Here is a 17,112-nt window from a genome sequence, read left to right as displayed (position 1 = left end):
GGGATCTCCAACACTGCCTTGTGACCGGATCAGGGTTCACCCTACCACGCCCCCGCCACCCGACACGACGCGGGCAGCGCCAGGCCGGGTTCACCGGTCACTGAGGATGCTGAGGCATCTCGCGCGGCGACGGGCGAGGTTGACCCCTGAAGAACCGGGGCCACTCGCGGGTCCGGTGCCCGTCTCTGGCCTGCGCCTCCTTCGTGCGCCGGGGCGCTCAGTGGATCGTCACAGCGTACCGATCCGCGAGGGTCAGGACGTCCTTGGGGTTCAGGACGCCCTTGAACCACACCACCCGCTCACCGAAATCGCTGGGGTCCACGCCCGCCCGTTCCAGGTTCAGCCGCTCACTGACGCACACGATCACGTCCGTGCGTCCCGCCTTGTGCAGCAGGTCGAACTTCTTGCGCAGGTACTCCGGCCGCCAGTAGCCCACGATCTCCACCAGCACGCTCCGGTCTCCCTGCACCAGCCTGAAGTCCGGCAGGATCACGCCCCCCGGCACCGGCACCAGGTCCACCTCCCGTTCCAGCGCCCAGGGCGTGTCCAGTTTCGCGAACCGCTCCGTGAAGCCCGACTCCAGCGCGCTGTCGTGTTCTTCCGGCGGCGCGTAGTGGCTGACGTACCCGTCCTCACTGGTCAGCTGGAAGGACCACTCGGTGTCGCCGGGGTCCACCCACGCGAGGTCCCTTCTGGGTTTCAGGGTGGCGCTCAGGTCCCATTTCGTCACGTGCAGCAGGGCCGGGAGGAATTTCGCCATGCTCAGGCCGTAGCGGGTGGTCGCGCCGAACAGACTGGCCGGGCCGTCCAGGGTCAGCGTGAACCCCAGCGCGGCGTCCCCTTCCACGGTGGCCATCAGGCCGAAGAACTTCAGGTACTTCAGGAGCTGCTTGTAGCGGGCCGGTTCGTTCCGGCGGGCGGTGATCACGAGTTCAGTGGCGCGGTACAGCGCGCCCTGCGCCTGCGCGAGGTCGTAGCGATGAATGAGTTCCAGCGGCGCAGGCGGCTCGAACGCCACCAGCGTCTGCTGATCGGGCAGGTCCGCGTACAGGGCGGATTGAAGGGCTTCGGCGGAGAGGTGGGCGTCGGTGCTGAGTGACCGCGCGGCCTGTTCGAGCACCTGCGCGGCCGCGCGGCGACTGGGGACGACCTCCTGCGCCAGCGTGAACACCCGCTCCCGGGCGAGGCCCGGTTCCACGGGACCGGCCGCCTCGAACACCCCCAGGTTCGTCAGGAGGTGCGCCAGGCCGCGCAGCACCTTGAAGTCCTGCCGACCCGCTTCCAGTGTGCGCAGGTCCTCGTCGAGGTCCGCGCGGCGCTGCCCGACGTTCGCCTCGAACAGCGCGATCAGCCGCGCGGCCAGGTCGAGGTTCTGCGTGGTGGGTTTCAGGCGGCGGGGCTCCACGAGCCCGGCCTTGACGCGGAAGAGCAGCAGTTCAGTCGGCAGCATGAGAACCGTCCAGGGTGGGCCACAGGGGCAGTGGGCGTGGCCTAACCCGCATTGAGGTCCTGATACGAGTCGGCGATCTCCCGCGCACTCATCCCGGGCTGGTACTGCCCGCGGCGCTGCTGACTGACGCGCTCCTCACTTGTCCCCTCGGTGATCACCTCGTACAGCACGGCCTGTTTGCCCTCGGCGCGGCGCAGGATCCGCCCGAGCCGCTGGATGTGCTCGCGTTCCGTCGCGGTCCCCGAGAGCACCACCGCCACGCTCGCCTCGGGCACGTCCACGCCCTCGTTCAGCACCCGGCTGGTCACCAGGATCCGGTACGCGCCACTACGGAACTTCTCCAGCAGCGCGTGCCGTTCCTTCACGGGCGTCTGGTGCGTGATCGCGGGGATCAGGAACTCCCGGCTGATGCGGTACACGGTGGCGTTGTCGTCCGTGAAGATCAGCGTCCGCGCCGCCGTATGGTTCGCCAGGACTTCCTCCAGCACGCGGAGTTTGCCGTCCGTGCCGTACGCCAGCGATTTCGCCTCGCGGTGCGCGAGCATCGCGCGCCGCCCGTGGGGCGTGCCGCTGGCCATGATGAACTGCTTCCAGCCCTCCAGCGACCCGAGCTTGATGCCGTTCAGGCGCAGGAAGTCGTTGCGCAGGCGGATCAGCTCGTCGTACCGGCGCTGCTCGAGCTCACTGAGCCGCACGCGGATGACCACGTCCCGGTAGTCCGCCAGCGTATCCCCCGCGAGGTCCTCGGGAGCCACCTGGAACACCACCGGTCCGATCAGCCGGTCGAGGTCCCGTTCGCGGCCGTCGCTGCGTTTGGGCGTCGCGGTCAGGCCCAGGCGGTACGGGGCGACGCCCATCTCCGCGATGACCCGCGTGAAATCGGACGGGAGGTGATGGGCCTCGTCAAAGATCTGCAGGGCGTAGCGGCCCGCGAGCGTCTCAGCGTGAATGGCGGCGGAATCGTACGTGCTGACCAGCAAGGGCGTCTCGTCGTGACTGCCTCCGCCGAGCAGTCCGACGGGCGTGTCGGGAAACGCCGCGGTGAGCCCGGCGTACCACTGCTGCAGCAGATCCAGGGTGGGCACGCAGATCAGGGCGCTGCGGGGCGTGTCGCGCAGGGCGAGCTGCGCGACGAGCGTCTTGCCAGCGCCGGTGGGCAGCACGACCACGCCGCGGCGCCCGGCCCGTTTCCAGGCGCCCAGTGCCTGCGTCTGGTGCGGGTAGGGCGTGACGTCCCGGGCGTAGCCGAGGTCCAGCTTCTCGAACGCCGCCGCGCTGTCCCCGAACGGCAGGCCGGCCGCGCGCACGCCCTCCACGATCTCCCGGTAGGCCAGGCCCGGCGCGCGCCACGACTGGCTGCGGTCATCCCACGTGAAGTGCGCCCGGAGGGGGTCCGGTACGTCACGGGTGACGAGGGTGCCCCGGTCGAGGCGCAGCGTGAACATCTCTGGATGCTACCGAGACCCGTGAATGTGCGCCGTGCAGTAACTCCCGATTTGTCCGGCGGCCTCGGGACTGGACTGGACGGGACTAGACGGACCTGTGGGTTCACCCCCCGAGACCGGACGGGCGCGGCCGAGGCGGTTACTCGGGGCGGTTCAGGGTGCTCAGGGTGTCGCTGAGCCAGGCGCGGTCGGCGCGCAGCAGCGTGAGCTGGCGGGAGACGGCGAGGTCCACGCCGAACAGGTCCGGGCCGAGCGCGCCGTGGTGGGTGGGGACGCGTTCGAGTGAGGCGATCTGGGCGTCGACGGCCTGCGCGCGTTCGGTGAGGAGGTTCAGCGCTTCGGGGCGGGGCAGCTGCGTGAGGAACATCAGGCTCAGGTCGCCGTAGAAGGCGACGGGTTCAGGGTGGGCGAGGTGAGCGCGCAGCAGCGTGAGGAAGTGCTGCTCGCCGTCTGGGGTGAGGGCGTAGACCTTGCGGGTGGGTCGGTTGCCGGCCTGTTCGCTGTGCGCGTGGATCAGGCCGGCTTTTTCGAGTCGGTCGAGGGCGGCGTAGGCGGCGGCTTTTTTCAGGGTGGTGAAGCGGGACAGGTTGCGTTCGATGAAGTCGTGCAGTTGGTAGCCGTGCTGGCGCTGGCCTCTGAGGAGGCCGAGCAGCAGCAGGGTGTTGGGGTCGGGATTCACGGGGCCAGAATAGTCCGGTGTTGACTATCCCCTCAAGGCCGCCTAGAGTCATGCTCTGAGTAGTCAAGTAATGACTATCCAAATCCTGACCGATTGCACCTCAAGGAGACTGCATGTTTCTGGCCCTGCGTGAACTTCAGCACTACCGCGTCCGCTCCCTGCTGCTGGGCGGCATCGTCGCCCTCATCGCCCTGATGGTCTTCATGATCACGGGCCTCGCCCGCGGCCTCGCGCAGGACAATGCCGCCCTGCTGCTCGCCACCCCCGCCACCCACTTCGTCACCACCCGCGACGCCCAGGGCGTCTTCACCCGCTCCTTCCTCAGCCCTGCCGACGTGCAGCGCATCCAGAACGTCACCGGACCCCAGGCCACCCCCCTGGCGCAGGCCTTCACCAGCCTCAGCGCCGGCGACCGTCAACTCAGCGCCGTTCTGCTCGGCACTGAACCGGGCAGTTTCATGGCGCCCGCTGTGACCAGCGGTCAGCCCCTGACCCCACGCGCGACCGGCGCGGTGATCGACGCGTCCTTTCAGGCCAGCGGCGTGAAACTGGGCGACACCCTCACCCTGAAACCCGGCGGGGAGACGCTGCGCGTGACCGGCTTCACCCGCGGCGCCCGCCTGAACCACCAGCCGGTGGTCTACGTGACCCTCGACCACTGGCACGCCCTTCAGCCGCGCACGCAGGGCAGCGTCAACGCCGTGGCCCTGAACGGCGCCGCGGGCAGCCGGGTCGGCGCGCTGGCCGGCCTGAGTGTGACCACCCGCGCGCAGACCCTTCAGGTCCTGCCCGGGTACAAGGAAGAACAGGGGAGCCTGACGATGATTCAGGTGTTCCTGGTGGTCGTCGCGGCCTTCGTGATGGCCGTGTTCTTCTACGTCCTGACCCTGCAGAAGACCCCGCAGTTCGGGCTGCTCAAGGCCATCGGCGCGAGCACCCGGACGCTCGCGGGCAGCCTGGTCACGCAGATGCTGCTGCTCACGACCGCCGCCGTCGCCCTGGCCGCGCTGGTCACCCTGGGCCTCGCGCCGCTGCTGCCCGCCGGCCTGCCGTTCGCGCTGACCTCATCCACCCTGCTCGGGGCGTCGGCCCTCCTGATCGGCGTCGCGGCCCTCAGCAGCCTGCTGAGCCTGCGCAGCATCGCGCGGGTCGATCCCCTGATCGCCATCGCCGCGGCCCCCTGACCCCCGCCCCCGCCTGGCCCGCTCCTCCACCCGCTCACCCACCGCCCCCGCCCCCCCGGGCCCATCAGGAGTTCACATGACCGCAGCCGCCGAGCGCCCCCTCTCCCCCACCCCGCCCGCCCCGAGTCCCGTCCTTGCCCTGCGCGCCGTGAGCCGAACCTACGGAGACGGGGACGGCCTCATCACCGCCCTGCACCCCGCCACGCTGGACGTGCGCCCCGGTGAACTGGTCGCCGTGAACGGCCCGAGCGGCAGCGGCAAGAGCACCTTCCTGTCCATCGCCGGGGCCCTGCTGCGCCCCACCACCGGGCAGGTCCTCATCGCCGGGCAGGACGTCACGGCGCTGCCCCAGCGCGCCCTGGCCCCCTTCCGGCTGCGGCACCTGGGCTTCGTCCTTCAGGGCAGCAACCTGATTCCGTACCTGAGCGTCCGCGAGCAGCTGACCCTGGTGCCGCACCTCGCGGGACAGCGCGGGCCGGACGCCGGGCGCCGCGCGGACGAGCTGCTGGCGCAGCTGGGCCTGACCGGGCGCGCGGGCCACCTGCCGGACGCACTGAGCGGCGGACAGCGGCAGCGGGTGGCCATCGCCCGCGCGCTGATCAACGACCCGCAGCTGATCCTGGCGGATGAACCCACCGCCAGCCTCGACAGTGCCCGCGGCCGCGAGGTGGTCGAACTGCTCGCGGCGCAGGTCCGCACGGGCGGCCGGGCCGCGGTGATGGTCACGCATGATGAGCGGGTCCTCGACCTGTGCGACCGCGTGGTGAGCATCGTGGACGGGCAGCTGCGAGGGGCGTAACCTGAGCTGCGGCGGAAGACCTCCGCCCCGCTGGCCGGTGAGAGTTTCCATCCGCAGAAGACCGCCCGGCCATGATCGGCCGGGCGGCCACGGCGTCCCCCACCAGCGCGGCGCCCGGCCCTACAGCGCCGCGCGCCGATTCAGGACACGGGAATCAGGAGGCTGGGCAGGTCGCGGGGGTACAGGCTGAGCCGCTCGGCGCCGTCTTCGGTGACGAGCACCGTGTCTGAATGCCGGAACCCGGCGAGGCCCGGCACGTACAGGCCCGGCTCGATGGAGAAGATCATGCCGGGCTCGATGACCGTGTGGTCATCCAGGTCCAGGAACGGATGCTCGTGGCCTTCAAGGCCGAAGGCGTGCCCGGTGTGGTGGCGGACCAGGTGGGTCAGGCCGAGCCCTTCGATCTGGGCGCGGACGTCCGCCTCCACCTCGGCGCAGGTGCGCCCGGCGCGCAGGGCAGCGAGCCCGGCGTCCTGCGCGCCGAGCATGGCGGCAAAGTACCGCTCGAAGTCGGGTGTGGGGTCGCCGACGTGCATGGTGCGTTCAAGTTCGCTCTCGTAGCCGCCCACCACGCCGTACGCGCCAGTCACCAGCACGTCGCCGGGCTGCACGCCGGCGTTGCGGTGCAGGCCGTGCGGGTGGGCGGTGTTGGCGCCGCTGATGAACATGGTGTTGGCCGGGAGGCCCTCACGGGCCTTGGGCACGTAGCGGTCACCGAGGGCGGCGAGCAGGTCGCGGGTGGCCTGCAGGCTCGCGCCGTGGGAGACCATGAGTTCGTTCGCGCCGGGGGTGATGGCATCCTGCATGACGCGGTGGGCGTGGTCGCCCCAGCGGCAGGCCTCGCGGATCAGGGCGATCTCGGCGGGGCTCTTGATCATGCGCAGGTCGTCAATGAGAGCCAGGCCGTCCACGATGGGCTGACCGAGCAGGGCCGACAGGGCCGGGCCGCGGTACCCCCAGCGGTTCTCGTACCCGTCGTGATCGGCGGCCACGCGACCCGGCGGCGCGGTGCGCAGGTGGTCGGCCAGGACCGTCAGGGGATGGCGGCCGCTGCCGCCGCCGGGGTATTCGGGGTAGGTCAGCGGCCCGGGCAGGTCCGGGCACTGGTGGGCGTAATGCTCGGCTTCGAGTTCCGGCAGGAGCATGGTGACGTCACCCGCGTCGCTGAGGACCAGCGCGACGGGGCGTTCGGTCGCGGCGAAGTGGAAGCCGGTGAGGTACGCGACGCGCACCGGCCCGAACACGCAGATGCGGCTCAGGCCGCTGTCCTGCAGGCGCTGGGCGAGGCGTCCGCGCCGCTGGGCGTGTTCGGCGCGGCTGATTTCGAGGCGGGCCGTGGCGGTCATGGCGCGTGCGCCTCGTCGCGGGGTTGCAAGATGAGTTCGGTGGCGGCGCGGTGGGCGACCTGTAGGACGACGGCGGCCAGGTCGGGCACGCGCTCCTTGATGAGTCGGCCGCTGGACCCGGCGATGCCGATGGCGGCGATCACCTTGCCCGCGCCGTTGAGGATCGGGGCGGAGACGCAGCGCACGCCGATCTCGCGTTCCTCGTCGTCCTCGGCGTACCCCTGTTCACGCACAACCTGCAGGGCCACGTCGAGGTGTTCGGGGCTGGTGATGGTGTGGGGCGTGCGGGGGCGCAGGCCGGTCTTCTGGATGATGTCCGCCACCCGGGCGGGGGGCAGGTCAGCCAGGAACAGTTTGCCCACGTCGCTGCAGTACAGCGGCGCGATGGAGCCGGGCGTGGTGAACATGCGGACCATGCTGAGCGGCTCGAGCTGACTGAGGTACATGGCGCTCGTGCCGTACAGTTCGGCCAGGTGCGCGGTTTCGCCGGTGAGGTCCACGAGGTCCTGGAGGTAGGGCCGCACGCGCCGCACGAGGTCGTATCTGAGGTACAGCGAGCGGCTGATCTCGACGATCTCCGGGCCGATGTCGTAGCGTTTGCTGCTGAGGTCCTGGTGAATGTAGCCGTTGGCGGCCAGGGTCTGGATGATGCGGTGGATGGTGCTGGGCGCGAGACCGGCGGCCTGGGAGAGTTCCGCGATGCTCAGTGGGCGCTGGGCGTCCACGATGGTGTTGATCAGGGTCAGGGCCCGCTCGATGCTCTGGACGTTTTCACTCATGTGGTTGCTACCTCAAGCTTGGAACATCATGAGGCTCCGGGGCGAGTGCATCTGACCGTAGAGGGTGTCGATGAAGGCGGCGCGCTGGTCGGGGCGGATGCGCTCGCGGACCGTGCGCACGGCCTCGTCGCCGTGCCAGTACGAGGCGATGAACGGCCCGCGGAAGCTGTAGCTGGCAAAGCGGATGCGCCCGTCGATCCACACGGGCTGCCCGTAGCTGGTGTCGCGCAGGAAGGCGCGGACGCGGTCTTCACTCCAGCCGGCGCCCATCTGGTACCACGCGGCGCTCGTGGCGCTCGCGGAGCGCAGGCGGCGCAGGGTCATGTGGATGGCGTCGTGGGTGTCCTCGATCCAGTCGATAAGGTGCACGCCCTGGTCGCCGATGCCTTCCTGCACGCAGCCGGTGACGGCGTTGGCGGTGCAGAGCAGCACGTCGGGGGTGCTCTCGCCGCGTTCGGCGGCGGCGCGGGTGTACAGCAGCTGCGTGGAGTGCCCGGGGAAGACCTCGTGGCAGACGAGGTGCTTGAGGGCGGAGCGGGTGAAGTTCAGGTCGACGTTGAGGTCCATCTGGCCGGCGTTGAAGTTGCAGCGGGCGGTGAAGGGCACGCCGCGCACCTCGTTCAGGGCCATGGTGTAGTCGCCGGTGGGGTAGATCAGGGCGTCGGTGCGGCGCTGCGCCTCGTCCATCAGGGCGCGGAAGGTGGGGCCGAGGTCGGCTGAGGCGATGGCGCCGTCGGCTTCCCAGCGGTGGACGCGTTCGGCCAGGGTGCCGCTGCGGTAGCCGGCGTCCTGAAGCAGGCTGTCGATGCGGGCCTGGAGGTCGTGGATGACGTCCTCGCTGACGGGTTCGGCGGGCACGCCGACGAGCTGCTCGAGTTTTTCCCTGAAGCTGAGTTCCTCGCCTTCGAAGAGGCGGGCGGCGGTGCGCAGGGAGCGCAGCATGTCTTCCAGGAAGGCGCGGCGCGGGCCGGGCGCGGCGTGCGCTGTGGCCTGGTCGAGGGCGGCGAGTTCGCTGTGCACTTCTTCCCAGTCGTCGTAGGTGGGGGCGGGGACGAGGTCCTGGCCGAGGTAGATGGGCACCAGGCCTTCGCTGTCGAGGACGCCGTGTCCGCGCGAGAGGCGGCGCTCGAGCTGGTCCATGCCGATGGTGAGGGCGGTGAGGCGCTGGCCGAGTTCCTTGTCCTGCAGGGTCATGTCTTGTGTGGGCATTGAAACCTCCACCCGCAGCGTACTCCAGATTCCGTATCGTGGAATAGCTTTGAACCGAGTTCATTCCACTTGGCGAAATGGCTTAGTCGGCAGAGGTTGACTTTGCCTTTCGCAGCTTCTTACAATCGGAATCGCTCAGACAGCTCAGTTCGGCCCAGAGAAGATGAATCACCACCCCACTCACGGAGGTTGCATCATGGCCCGGAATCCCCGCTTACCTCATTCCGCATCCCGAAACGCCCTACGCTTCGCTGGCGCTGCATTCATTCTGCTAGGCGGAATGGCGACCGCGCAGCAGCGTGGGGGCACCCTCACCGTCGGCCTCGGCTACGACATCGATACCCTGAACGTCTACTCCACGGGCTTCCTGGGCGACGTGCAGGCCGCCGTCGTCGAGGGCCTCGTCGCCCCGGACGCCAAGGCCAACTACGTCCCGGTGCTCGCCACGCAGGTCCCGAGCGTGCGTAACGGCGGCATCAAGGTCGCCGCGGACGGCAAGACCATGACCGTCACCTACCGCCTGCGCCCCGGCGTGAAATGGTCCGACGGGCAGCCCCTGACCTCCGCCGACGTGAAATTCACCTGGGAGGCCGTCAAGAACCCCAAATTCATCGCCGAAAGCAAGGACGGCACCGAGGACATCGCCTCCATCGAGACGCCCAACGCCACCACCGTGGTCGTGAACTACAAGCGCGTCGCGCCGGACTTCATGAGCACGCTGTTCACCTTCGGCATCCTGCCCAAGCACACGCTGGAGGGCAAGGACCTGAACACCGACAGCTACAACGAAAAACCCCTGGGCACCGGCCCGTTCCGCGTCAAGGAGTTCCGCCGCGGGCAGTACGTGATCCTCGAACGCAACCCCTACTACTGGCGCAAGGACAGCAAGGGCGTGCAGCTGCCCTACCTCGACGGCATGATCTTCAAGATCATCCCCGACAGCAACACCCTCGTCACGCAGCTGCGCACCGGCGAGGTGCAGCTCGCCTACAGCATCCCGTACTCGCAGGTTAAACAGATCGACGGCGTGCCCGGCCTGCGCATCGTGAAGAACAACGTCCTGAGCTGGCAGCACTTGGACTTCAACCTCAAGACCGTCGACGCGTTCAAGGACCCGAACGTCCGCAAGGCCTTCGCGTACGCCATCAACAAGTCCGCCGTCAGCAAGGCGCTGGGCGGCTATCCCAATCCCATCAACAGCGTGGTCGTGCCGGTGTTCTCGTACGCCAACGCCGCCGTGCCCCGGTACGACTACAACCTCACGCGCGCCAAGCAGCTGCTTGACGCGGCCGGCTGGAAACCCGGCCCGGACGGCATCCGCGTCAAGGACGGCAAACGCATGAGCTTCAAGATCATGGCGCAGGCCGGCCGCTCCACCGACGAGGACGCCCAGCAGGTCATCATCGCCTCCCTCAAACAGGCGGGCATCGAACTGCAGCCCGACAACAAGTCCGGCGTGGCCTTCCGCGACGCGCGCTACAAGGGCAACTACGACCTGTTCTACGGCGGCTGGATTACCTCCGCCGACCCGACCTACAGCGTGTTCTTCGGCAGCAAGGGCGTCAACAACGGCCAGGGGTACTCGAACCCCCGCATCGACACGCTGCTGACCCGCGCCGAGAGCACCCTGGACCCCGCGCAGCGCACGGCCGCCCTGCGGGAATTCCAGAGCGCACTCATGGCGGACCTGCCCAGCATTCCGATCACCACCAACCCGTCCATGATCGCCGTCACGGAAAAACTCGGGGGCTTCGTGCCCAACCCGACGAACATGACCAATTTCGTGAACACCAGCGGCTGGTACCTGAAGTAACGGGCGCCGCCCCACACGCTGCGAGGTCTGAATGAACGCCGCCCACCTCCTGAAACGACTGCTCGGAACGCTGCCCCTGCTGCTCGGCGTGTCGCTGCTGCTGTTCGGCGTGCTGCACCTCGCGCCCGGCGGACCGCTCGACGTGTACGCCGACAACCCCTCGGTCAGTCCCGAGGCGCTCGCGCAGATGCGCGTCGCCTTCGGACTCGACCAGCCCCTGCCGGTGCAGTACGTGTCGTGGGTCACGGCGTTCTTCACCGGCGAGTGGGGCTACTCCATCCGCACCGCCCGGCCCGTCTCGCAGGAGATCCTCGAGCGGCTCGGCCCGACCCTGATCCTGGGCGGCACCAGCTTCGTGCTCTCCCTGCTCATCGCCCTGCCGCTGGGCATCGTCAGCGCCGTGCGCCGCTACAGCGGCGTGGACTACCTCATCACCTTCCTGTCCTTCCTGGGGGTCAGCATGCCGGTCTTCTGGCTGGCGCTGATGCTGCAACTGCTCTTCGCGGTGCAGTGGCGCGTGCTGCCCTCGGCCGGGATCCAGACCATCGGCAGCGACTCCGTGCTGGACCTGCTGCACCACCTGATCCTGCCCGCGTTCATCCTGGCCTTCGCGTCCGTGGCCGGCTGGAGCCGCTACATGCGCTCCAGCATGGTCGAGGTCCTCGGGCAGGACTACGTCCGCACCGCGCGCGCCAAGGGCCTGACCGCCGGCAAGGTCGTGTACCGGCACGCGCTGCGCAACGCCCTCATCCCGATCATCACGGTCGTGGCGCTGGACTTCGCGACCATCCTGTCCGGCGCCGTGATCACCGAGACCATCTTCGCGTGGCCCGGCATCGGGCGGCTCTTCATCGAGAGCATGAACGGCCGCGACTACCCGGTCCTGATGGCCCTGATGATGGCCGGCTCGTTCGCCCTGGTGATCAGCAACCTCCTCGCCGACCTGGCCTACGCCGCCGTCGACCCCCGGATCCGCTATGAGTAATCCCGCCCTGCCCGCCCGCGCCCCCGCAGCCGACACCCCCTGGCGGCTGTTCCTGCGCCGCTTCCTGCGTCACCGCCTGGCGGTCACGGGCCTCGTGGTGCTGTGCCTGCTCGGCCTGCTGGCCCTGTTCGCCCCGCAGATCGCGCCGTACAGCTTCGACGAGCAGGACCTCGCCATCATGGGCGAGCCCCAGCCGCCCAGCCCCGCGCACCTGATGGGCACCGACCAGCTCGGCCGTGACGCCTTCACGCGCGTCCTGTACGGCGCTCGGGTCTCACTGGCCGTGGGCCTGGCGAGTGCGCTGCTCGCCACGCTGCTCGGCACGCTGATCGGCGCGCTCGCCGGGTACTACCGCGGCGTGATCGACAGCCTGCTGATGCGCCTGACCGACATGGTGCTGTGTATTCCGCTGCTCCCGCTGGTGATCCTCCTCTCGGGCATGCTGCGCCCCACCGTGCCCCTGCTCGTCGGGATCATCGGCGTGCTGGGCTGGATGGGCACCGCCCGGCTGGTGCGCGGGCAGTTCCTGAGCCTGCGCGAACGCGAGTTCGTGGAAGCCTCGCGCGCGCTGGGCGGCACGAACAACCGCATCATGTTCCGCCACATGCTCCCCAACGCCCTCGGGCCGATCATCGTCGCCACCACCCTCGCGGTGGGCAGCGGAATCATGCTCGAGTCCGCCCTGTCCTTCCTGGGCCTGGGCGTCCAGCCCCCCACGCCCACCTGGGGCAACCTCCTGAACTACGCCAGCCAGTGGCTGCAGAGCGCCCCGTGGCTGGCGGTCTTCCCCGGACTGATGATCCTGATCACCGTCCTGGCCGTGAACTTCCTCGGGGACGGGCTGCGCGACGCGCTCGACCCCCGCCCCTGACCCCACCCCTTCCCCCATCCAGGAGACCTCATGAAGATCACGATTATTGGCGCGGGCGCCATCGGCGGACTCGCCGGCGCCTGGATGACGCAGGCCGGTCACGACGTGACCCTGGTCGACCGCTGGCCCGAACACATCGAGGCCATGAAACGCGGCGGGATCCGCGTGGACGGCGTGCGCGGCGAGCAGCACTTCACCGTCAAGGCGCTGCACCCGCACGAGTTGCAGGGCCCGCTGGAGGCGGTGCTGATCGCCACGAAATCCCAGCATGCCGTCGAGGCCCTCGAGAGCGTCCTGCCGCACTTCGGGCCGGACACGTTCGTGGTGTCCTTCCAGAACGGCTTCAACGAACCCGACCTGATCGCGCGCCTGCAGGCCGCCGGGCTGGGCGGCGCCGAGCGCGTCATGGGCTCCATTCCCAACTACGGCGGCGCGCTCGTGGACCCCGGCTACATCGAGTTCGTGCACGAGGGCCCCATCCAGCTGGGGGAGATGACCGGGGAGCGCACGCCCCGCCTGGCGGCACTGGCCGCGGCGCTGGGCGCCCTGACCGAGGTGCAGCTCAGCGACAACATCTGGGGGCAGATCTGGGCCAAGGAGGTCTACAGCGCCCAGGTGGTGTTCAGCGCCCTGGCCGACGCGCCGGTCACCGAGACGCTCGGCGTGGAACGCTACGCGCGGGTGGCGGGCGCCGTGGTCCGAGAAGCGCTGGAGATCGCCGAGGCGAACGGCATCACGGTCGAGGCCTTCGACTTCTTCGACCCCGCCAACTACAAGCCCGGCACGCCCGACGAGACGCGCAAGCTGCTCGACAACATCCAGCACGCCATCTGGCTGCTGAAAAAGGACCAGAAGCCCGCCACGCACCAATTCAAGAAGAAGGGGTCGGGCATCTGGTGGGACATCGTGTACCGCAACCGCCCGTCCGAGGTGCGCTCCTCGAATGGCAAGCTGATCGCCTACGCCGAGCAGGCCGGGGCGGACTCGCGCCTGAACGCGAAGCTCTGCGAGATGATCTACGAGATCGAGGACGGCCGGCGCCCGCTGGGCTTCCAGAACTTCGAGGAACTCGAAGGGTACGTCCAGAGCCTCGGCAAGGCGCTGCCATGAGCGGCCAGCGACTGGGCGTCGGCGTGATCGGCGCGCACGCCTGGGCGGAATCCGCGCACCTGCCCGGCTACCACGCCTACGACCGCGCGCGGCTCGTGGCGATCTGCGACACGGTCGAGGAGCGCGCCCGGGCCATGGCGGAGAAGTTCGGCATCGAGCGGGTCTACACCGACCACCGTGAGATGCTGCGCGACCCGGACGTGCAGATGGTGGACGTCTGCACGCCCACCGACACGCACCTCCCGCTGAGCCTGGACGCCATCCGCGCCGGCAAGCACGTGCTCTCCGAAAAACCGCTGGCGCACGACGCGGCCGACGCGTTTATGGCCGCCCGCGAGGCCGAGCGGGCCGGGGTGCGCACCAAGCTGGGCTTCACGTTCCGCTACTCCCCGGCGATCCGGCAGATCCAGGCGTGGATCAAGGACGGCACGCTCGGCGAGATCTTCCACGTGCACGGCCTGGAGCAGAACTCGCAGTTCCTCGACCCGCACTTCCCGCTGCGGCAGGTGCCGCAGGGCGCGGACTTCGGCACGCTGATCCCGTCCTCGATCGTGGGGTACGGCTCGCACCTGATCGACCTCGTGCGCTGGTGCGCCGGGGACTACGCGCAGGTGATCGGCAGCATGCGCAACTTCATCCCCGAGCGCGTCGTGCGCGGCTACGAGGGGATGCAGCGCATCCAGGTGGAGGACGGCACGGTCGCGCTGGTCGAGTTCGAGAGCGGCGCGCAGGGCATGCTGCAGACCTCCTACATCGCGGTGGGGAACTACCCTGGCGTGGAACTGCGGGTGTACGGCAGCCGCGGCGCGGCCGTCGCGCGGCTCGTGGAGGAAAACGGCGTGGCCGAGACGCTGCGCTTCGCCACGCCGGACGCCGTGGAATTCCAGGAGGTGAAACTCCCGGAAAGTGCCCTGCCGCCCGGCACGACCCTGCACACGCCCTGGCCGGAACTGTACTACCGCAACCTCGTGCGGCACTTCGTGGACGAGATTCTCGACGGCACGCCCGCCGAGTGCACCTTCTACGACGGCGCCAAGAGCCAGGAGGCCGTGAACGCCATCGTGCAGTCGCACGTTGAACGCCGCTGGGTGTCCCTGCCCCTCTACCCGCAGGAGACGCCAGCCCCCGAGGAGACGCGGACGTGACCGACCCGCACGACCAGGCCCGGGCGTACCTGCGCGCGCACGCCCAGCTGCGCCCGGTGGACGCCACCTTCATGGGCCTGCCCGGTCACGACCACCAGCTGCCGCCCGCCGGGCCGGACGCGGTCGGCGCCGAACGCGCCACGCTGGAGGCCCTCCAGGCCGACCTGGCGCACATGCGCGCGCCGCAGACGGCCGCCGAGCGCCTCGACGCGCAGCTGGTGTCGGCGCAGCTCACGACCGCGCTGGCCGAACTGGAACGCGCGCCGCGCCAGCACAGTCCCGCGTGGTACACCGGCGAGGCCGCGTTCGGCGTGATCTCCCTGCTGCTGCCCGGCCATCTGGACGACCCGGACGTCACCCGCGACGCGCTGCGCGTGCGGCTGGAGGCCATCCCGGCGTTCCTGGCGCAGGCCCGCGCGCACCTGCAGGGCCGCGCCCGCCCGGACGACGTGGCCGAGCGCGCCAAGCGTGAGGCTCGGGCCGCCGCGCACCTGCTGAGTTCGGGCCTGCCGAAGCATCCCCTCTGGAACGACACGCTGCGCCTCCCGGCGAGTCGCGCCGCCCGCGCGCTTCTGGCGTATGCCGAGGACCTCAGCGGCCCGGACGCGCCCGTGGCCTGCGGCGAGGCGCACCTTGACCTGCTGATGCGCGTCACGCACGCCCTGCCGTTCGGACCGCGCGAGGCCCTGGAGCGCGCCACCGACGCGTTCGCGCGCCTCACCGAACGGCTTGAAGCCCAGGCCCGGCGGCTGCCCGGGGACCTGCACTGGACTGAGCACCTCGCCCGGCTCGAGGCGCGCGTCCCAGAGGGCGACCTGCTCGGCACCTACCGCGAGTTGCATGGGCGCGCCCTGGACGCCGCGCGGCCCCTCCTGACGCCCGCGGACGACTACGGCCTGGACTTCGCGTTCCTGCCCGAGTGGGCCGAGGGCACCGGGGACCTGTACTTCCTGTTCTACCGGTCGCCCGCGCCGCTGCGGCCCGGCAGCGGCAGCCGCTACTGGGTCACGCCGCCCGGCCCAGACCCCACGGACCGGCGCGCGCACCACTGCGCGTTCGTGAAGCTCGTGCACGCTGTACACCACGGCAGCATCGGCCACCACACGCACAACGCCCGCGCCCGGCAGGCGGACTCGGTCCTGGCGCGCGTGGCCGGCACCGACTGCGCCTCCGGCATCGCGCTGCTCGGGGCGGGCACCATGGTCGAGGGCTGGGCCTGCTACGCCGAGGACCTGCTCGCCGAGATTCCCGGGTTCTACACCCCGGCCGAGGAGCTGCTGCTCACGCAGTTCGAGCGGCGCAACGCCGCCTCGTGCATCGTGGACCTCAAGCTGCACCTCGGCGAGTGGACCCCCGAGCAGGCCCGCGCGTTCTACCGCGACGAGGCGCACTTCGCGCCCGCGCGCATCTGGGCCGAGACCACCCGCAACGCCCTGTTCCCCGCCAGCCGCCTGATGTACTGGCTGGGCACCGAGACCATCAAGGCGCTGCGCGCCGAACTCGCCCTGCCCGCCCGCACCTTTCATGACGCCCTGCTCGCCCACGGCCACGCGCCCGCCACGGTCGTGGCCGACGAGCTGCGCGCCCAGCACCGACAAGGAGCCCTGCACCGATGACCCTCACCGCCGACCGCAAACTCGCCCTGCGCGAGCGTTTCATGACTGTCGACACCGCCAACGTCGCGGACGTCCTCGACGAACTGGGCCTGCCCGACTGCGGGCTGTCCAGCAACCTGTGGCCCATCAAGTCCCGCCTGGAGAAGATGGGCGGCTGGGCGTACACCATCCGCGGCCAGATGACCCCCTACCCCGGCACGGGTGACCCGAAGAAGATGGAAGCGGTGAGCGGCCTGACGCCCGGGCACCTGAGCGTCTGGAGTGGCGGCGGGGCCGAGGGCGTGTGCTTCTTCGGGGAGCTCATCGCGCGCGGCATGCAGTACCGCGGCTGCGTGGGCGCCCTGGTGGACGGCGGCATCCGCGACATCGAGTGGCTCGACCGCATGAACTTCCCCGTGTACACCCGCTACCGCACGCCGGTGCAGTCCATCGGCCGCTGGGAGGTCAACGCCTGGCAGGTCGAGGTGTACCTTCCGGGCGCCACGTCCGCGCGCGTACGCGTCCGGCCGGACGACTTCATCCTCGCGGACGTGGACGGCGCGATCCTGATTCCGCAGGAGGTGGCCGAGGAGGTCCTCACGCGTGCCGAGGCCCTGACCGAGAAGGAGCGCCTGATCCGCGCGGACCTCGAGGCCGGCGCCACCCTTCCCGACGTGCTCGCCAAGTACGGACACGTCTGAG

At 69.8% G+C, this 17,112-nt stretch carries 15 protein-coding genes; 9 read left to right on the top strand and 6 right to left on the bottom strand.

Annotation, left to right across the window (positions count from 1 at the left end; translation table 11 throughout):
- Positions 1 to 217 precede the first annotated feature (217 nt).
- From IEY63_RS14290 to IEY63_RS14280, 3 genes are all read right to left on the bottom strand, one after another.
- Positions 218 to 1,450, bottom strand: a complete 1,233-nt coding sequence (locus tag IEY63_RS14290; RefSeq protein WP_189069674.1) for a DUF790 family protein — start codon at positions 1,448 to 1,450, stop codon at positions 218 to 220.
- A gap of 41 nt (positions 1,451 to 1,491) precedes the next feature.
- Positions 1,492 to 2,895 carry a DEAD/DEAH box helicase family protein gene (locus IEY63_RS14285; protein WP_189069673.1) on the bottom strand — a complete coding sequence of 468 codons (1,404 nt, stop codon included), beginning with the start codon at positions 2,893 to 2,895 and terminating at the stop codon, positions 1,492 to 1,494.
- A gap of 139 nt (positions 2,896 to 3,034) precedes the next feature.
- The gene (locus IEY63_RS14280; protein WP_229784726.1) at positions 3,035 to 3,574 is read right to left on the bottom strand and encodes a PadR family transcriptional regulator; all 540 of its coding nucleotides are present in this window, start codon (positions 3,572 to 3,574) and stop codon (positions 3,035 to 3,037) included.
- A 113-nt stretch (positions 3,575 to 3,687) separates the two neighbouring features.
- Here IEY63_RS14280 and IEY63_RS14275 point away from each other — a divergent pair, with 113 nt between their 5' ends.
- On the top strand, positions 3,688 to 4,758 hold the full coding sequence (locus IEY63_RS14275) for an FtsX-like permease family protein (RefSeq protein ID WP_189069672.1): 1,071 nt from the start codon (positions 3,688 to 3,690) through the stop codon (positions 4,756 to 4,758).
- A 76-nt stretch (positions 4,759 to 4,834) separates the two neighbouring features.
- Positions 4,835 to 5,557, top strand: coding sequence for an ABC transporter ATP-binding protein (locus IEY63_RS14270; protein WP_189069671.1), 723 nt, complete (start codon positions 4,835 to 4,837; stop codon positions 5,555 to 5,557).
- Positions 5,558 to 5,697: 140 nt separating this feature from the next.
- Here IEY63_RS14270 and IEY63_RS14265 read toward each other — a convergent pair whose 3' ends face one another.
- From IEY63_RS14265 to IEY63_RS14255, 3 genes are read right to left on the bottom strand one after another with little or no spacing between them, the layout of a single operon-like run.
- Entirely contained in the window at positions 5,698 to 6,903 is a 1,206-nt protein-coding gene (locus tag IEY63_RS14265; RefSeq protein WP_189069670.1) for a M24 family metallopeptidase, read from the bottom strand.
- Complete coding sequence (locus IEY63_RS14260; RefSeq protein ID WP_189069669.1) at positions 6,900 to 7,682, bottom strand: IclR family transcriptional regulator; 783 nt, start codon at positions 7,680 to 7,682, stop codon at positions 6,900 to 6,902. Before IEY63_RS14260 ends, IEY63_RS14265 begins: the two co-directional genes overlap by 4 nt.
- Before the next feature lie 12 nt (positions 7,683 to 7,694).
- A complete protein-coding gene (locus IEY63_RS14255) occupies positions 7,695 to 8,891 on the bottom strand; it encodes a DUF885 domain-containing protein (RefSeq protein ID WP_229784725.1) in 1,197 nt (398 codons plus the stop codon).
- Positions 8,892 to 9,171: 280 nt separating this feature from the next.
- Here IEY63_RS14255 and IEY63_RS14250 point away from each other — a divergent pair, with 280 nt between their 5' ends.
- Genes IEY63_RS14250 through IEY63_RS14220 form a run of 7 tightly spaced genes read left to right on the top strand, consistent with a single transcriptional unit; the run spans position 9,172 to position 17,111 of the window.
- Positions 9,172 to 10,704: a peptide ABC transporter substrate-binding protein gene (locus IEY63_RS14250; protein WP_189069668.1), complete on the top strand. Its 1,533-nt coding sequence runs from the start codon at positions 9,172 to 9,174 to the stop codon at positions 10,702 to 10,704.
- Between the two features lie 31 nt (positions 10,705 to 10,735).
- Positions 10,736 to 11,689: an ABC transporter permease gene (locus tag IEY63_RS14245; protein WP_189069667.1), complete on the top strand. Its 954-nt coding sequence runs from the start codon at positions 10,736 to 10,738 to the stop codon at positions 11,687 to 11,689.
- Positions 11,682 to 12,560: an oligopeptide ABC transporter permease gene (gene opp4C, locus IEY63_RS14240; protein WP_189069666.1), complete on the top strand. Its 879-nt coding sequence runs from the start codon at positions 11,682 to 11,684 to the stop codon at positions 12,558 to 12,560. The genes IEY63_RS14245 and opp4C overlap by 8 nt, the downstream gene beginning before the upstream one ends.
- Before the next feature lie 30 nt (positions 12,561 to 12,590).
- The gene (locus tag IEY63_RS14235; protein ID WP_189069665.1) at positions 12,591 to 13,670 is read left to right on the top strand and encodes a ketopantoate reductase family protein; all 1,080 of its coding nucleotides are present in this window, start codon (positions 12,591 to 12,593) and stop codon (positions 13,668 to 13,670) included.
- Complete coding sequence (locus IEY63_RS14230; RefSeq protein ID WP_189069664.1) at positions 13,667 to 14,815, top strand: Gfo/Idh/MocA family protein; 1,149 nt, start codon at positions 13,667 to 13,669, stop codon at positions 14,813 to 14,815. The genes IEY63_RS14235 and IEY63_RS14230 overlap by 4 nt, the downstream gene beginning before the upstream one ends.
- Complete coding sequence (locus IEY63_RS14225; RefSeq protein ID WP_229784724.1) at positions 14,812 to 16,431, top strand: DUF885 family protein; 1,620 nt, start codon at positions 14,812 to 14,814, stop codon at positions 16,429 to 16,431. Before IEY63_RS14230 ends, IEY63_RS14225 begins: the two co-directional genes overlap by 4 nt.
- The gene (locus IEY63_RS14220) at positions 16,428 to 17,111 is read left to right on the top strand and encodes an RraA family protein (RefSeq protein ID WP_229784723.1); all 684 of its coding nucleotides are present in this window, start codon (positions 16,428 to 16,430) and stop codon (positions 17,109 to 17,111) included. Before IEY63_RS14225 ends, IEY63_RS14220 begins: the two co-directional genes overlap by 4 nt.
- The last annotated feature ends 1 nt before the right edge of the window (position 17,112 follow it).

It is taken from the genome of Deinococcus radiotolerans, from assembly GCF_014647435.1.
In the GTDB taxonomy this organism is placed as follows: Bacteria; Deinococcota; Deinococci; order Deinococcales; family Deinococcaceae; genus Deinococcus; species Deinococcus radiotolerans.
This window is presented reverse-complemented; position numbering and strand designations above follow the sequence as displayed.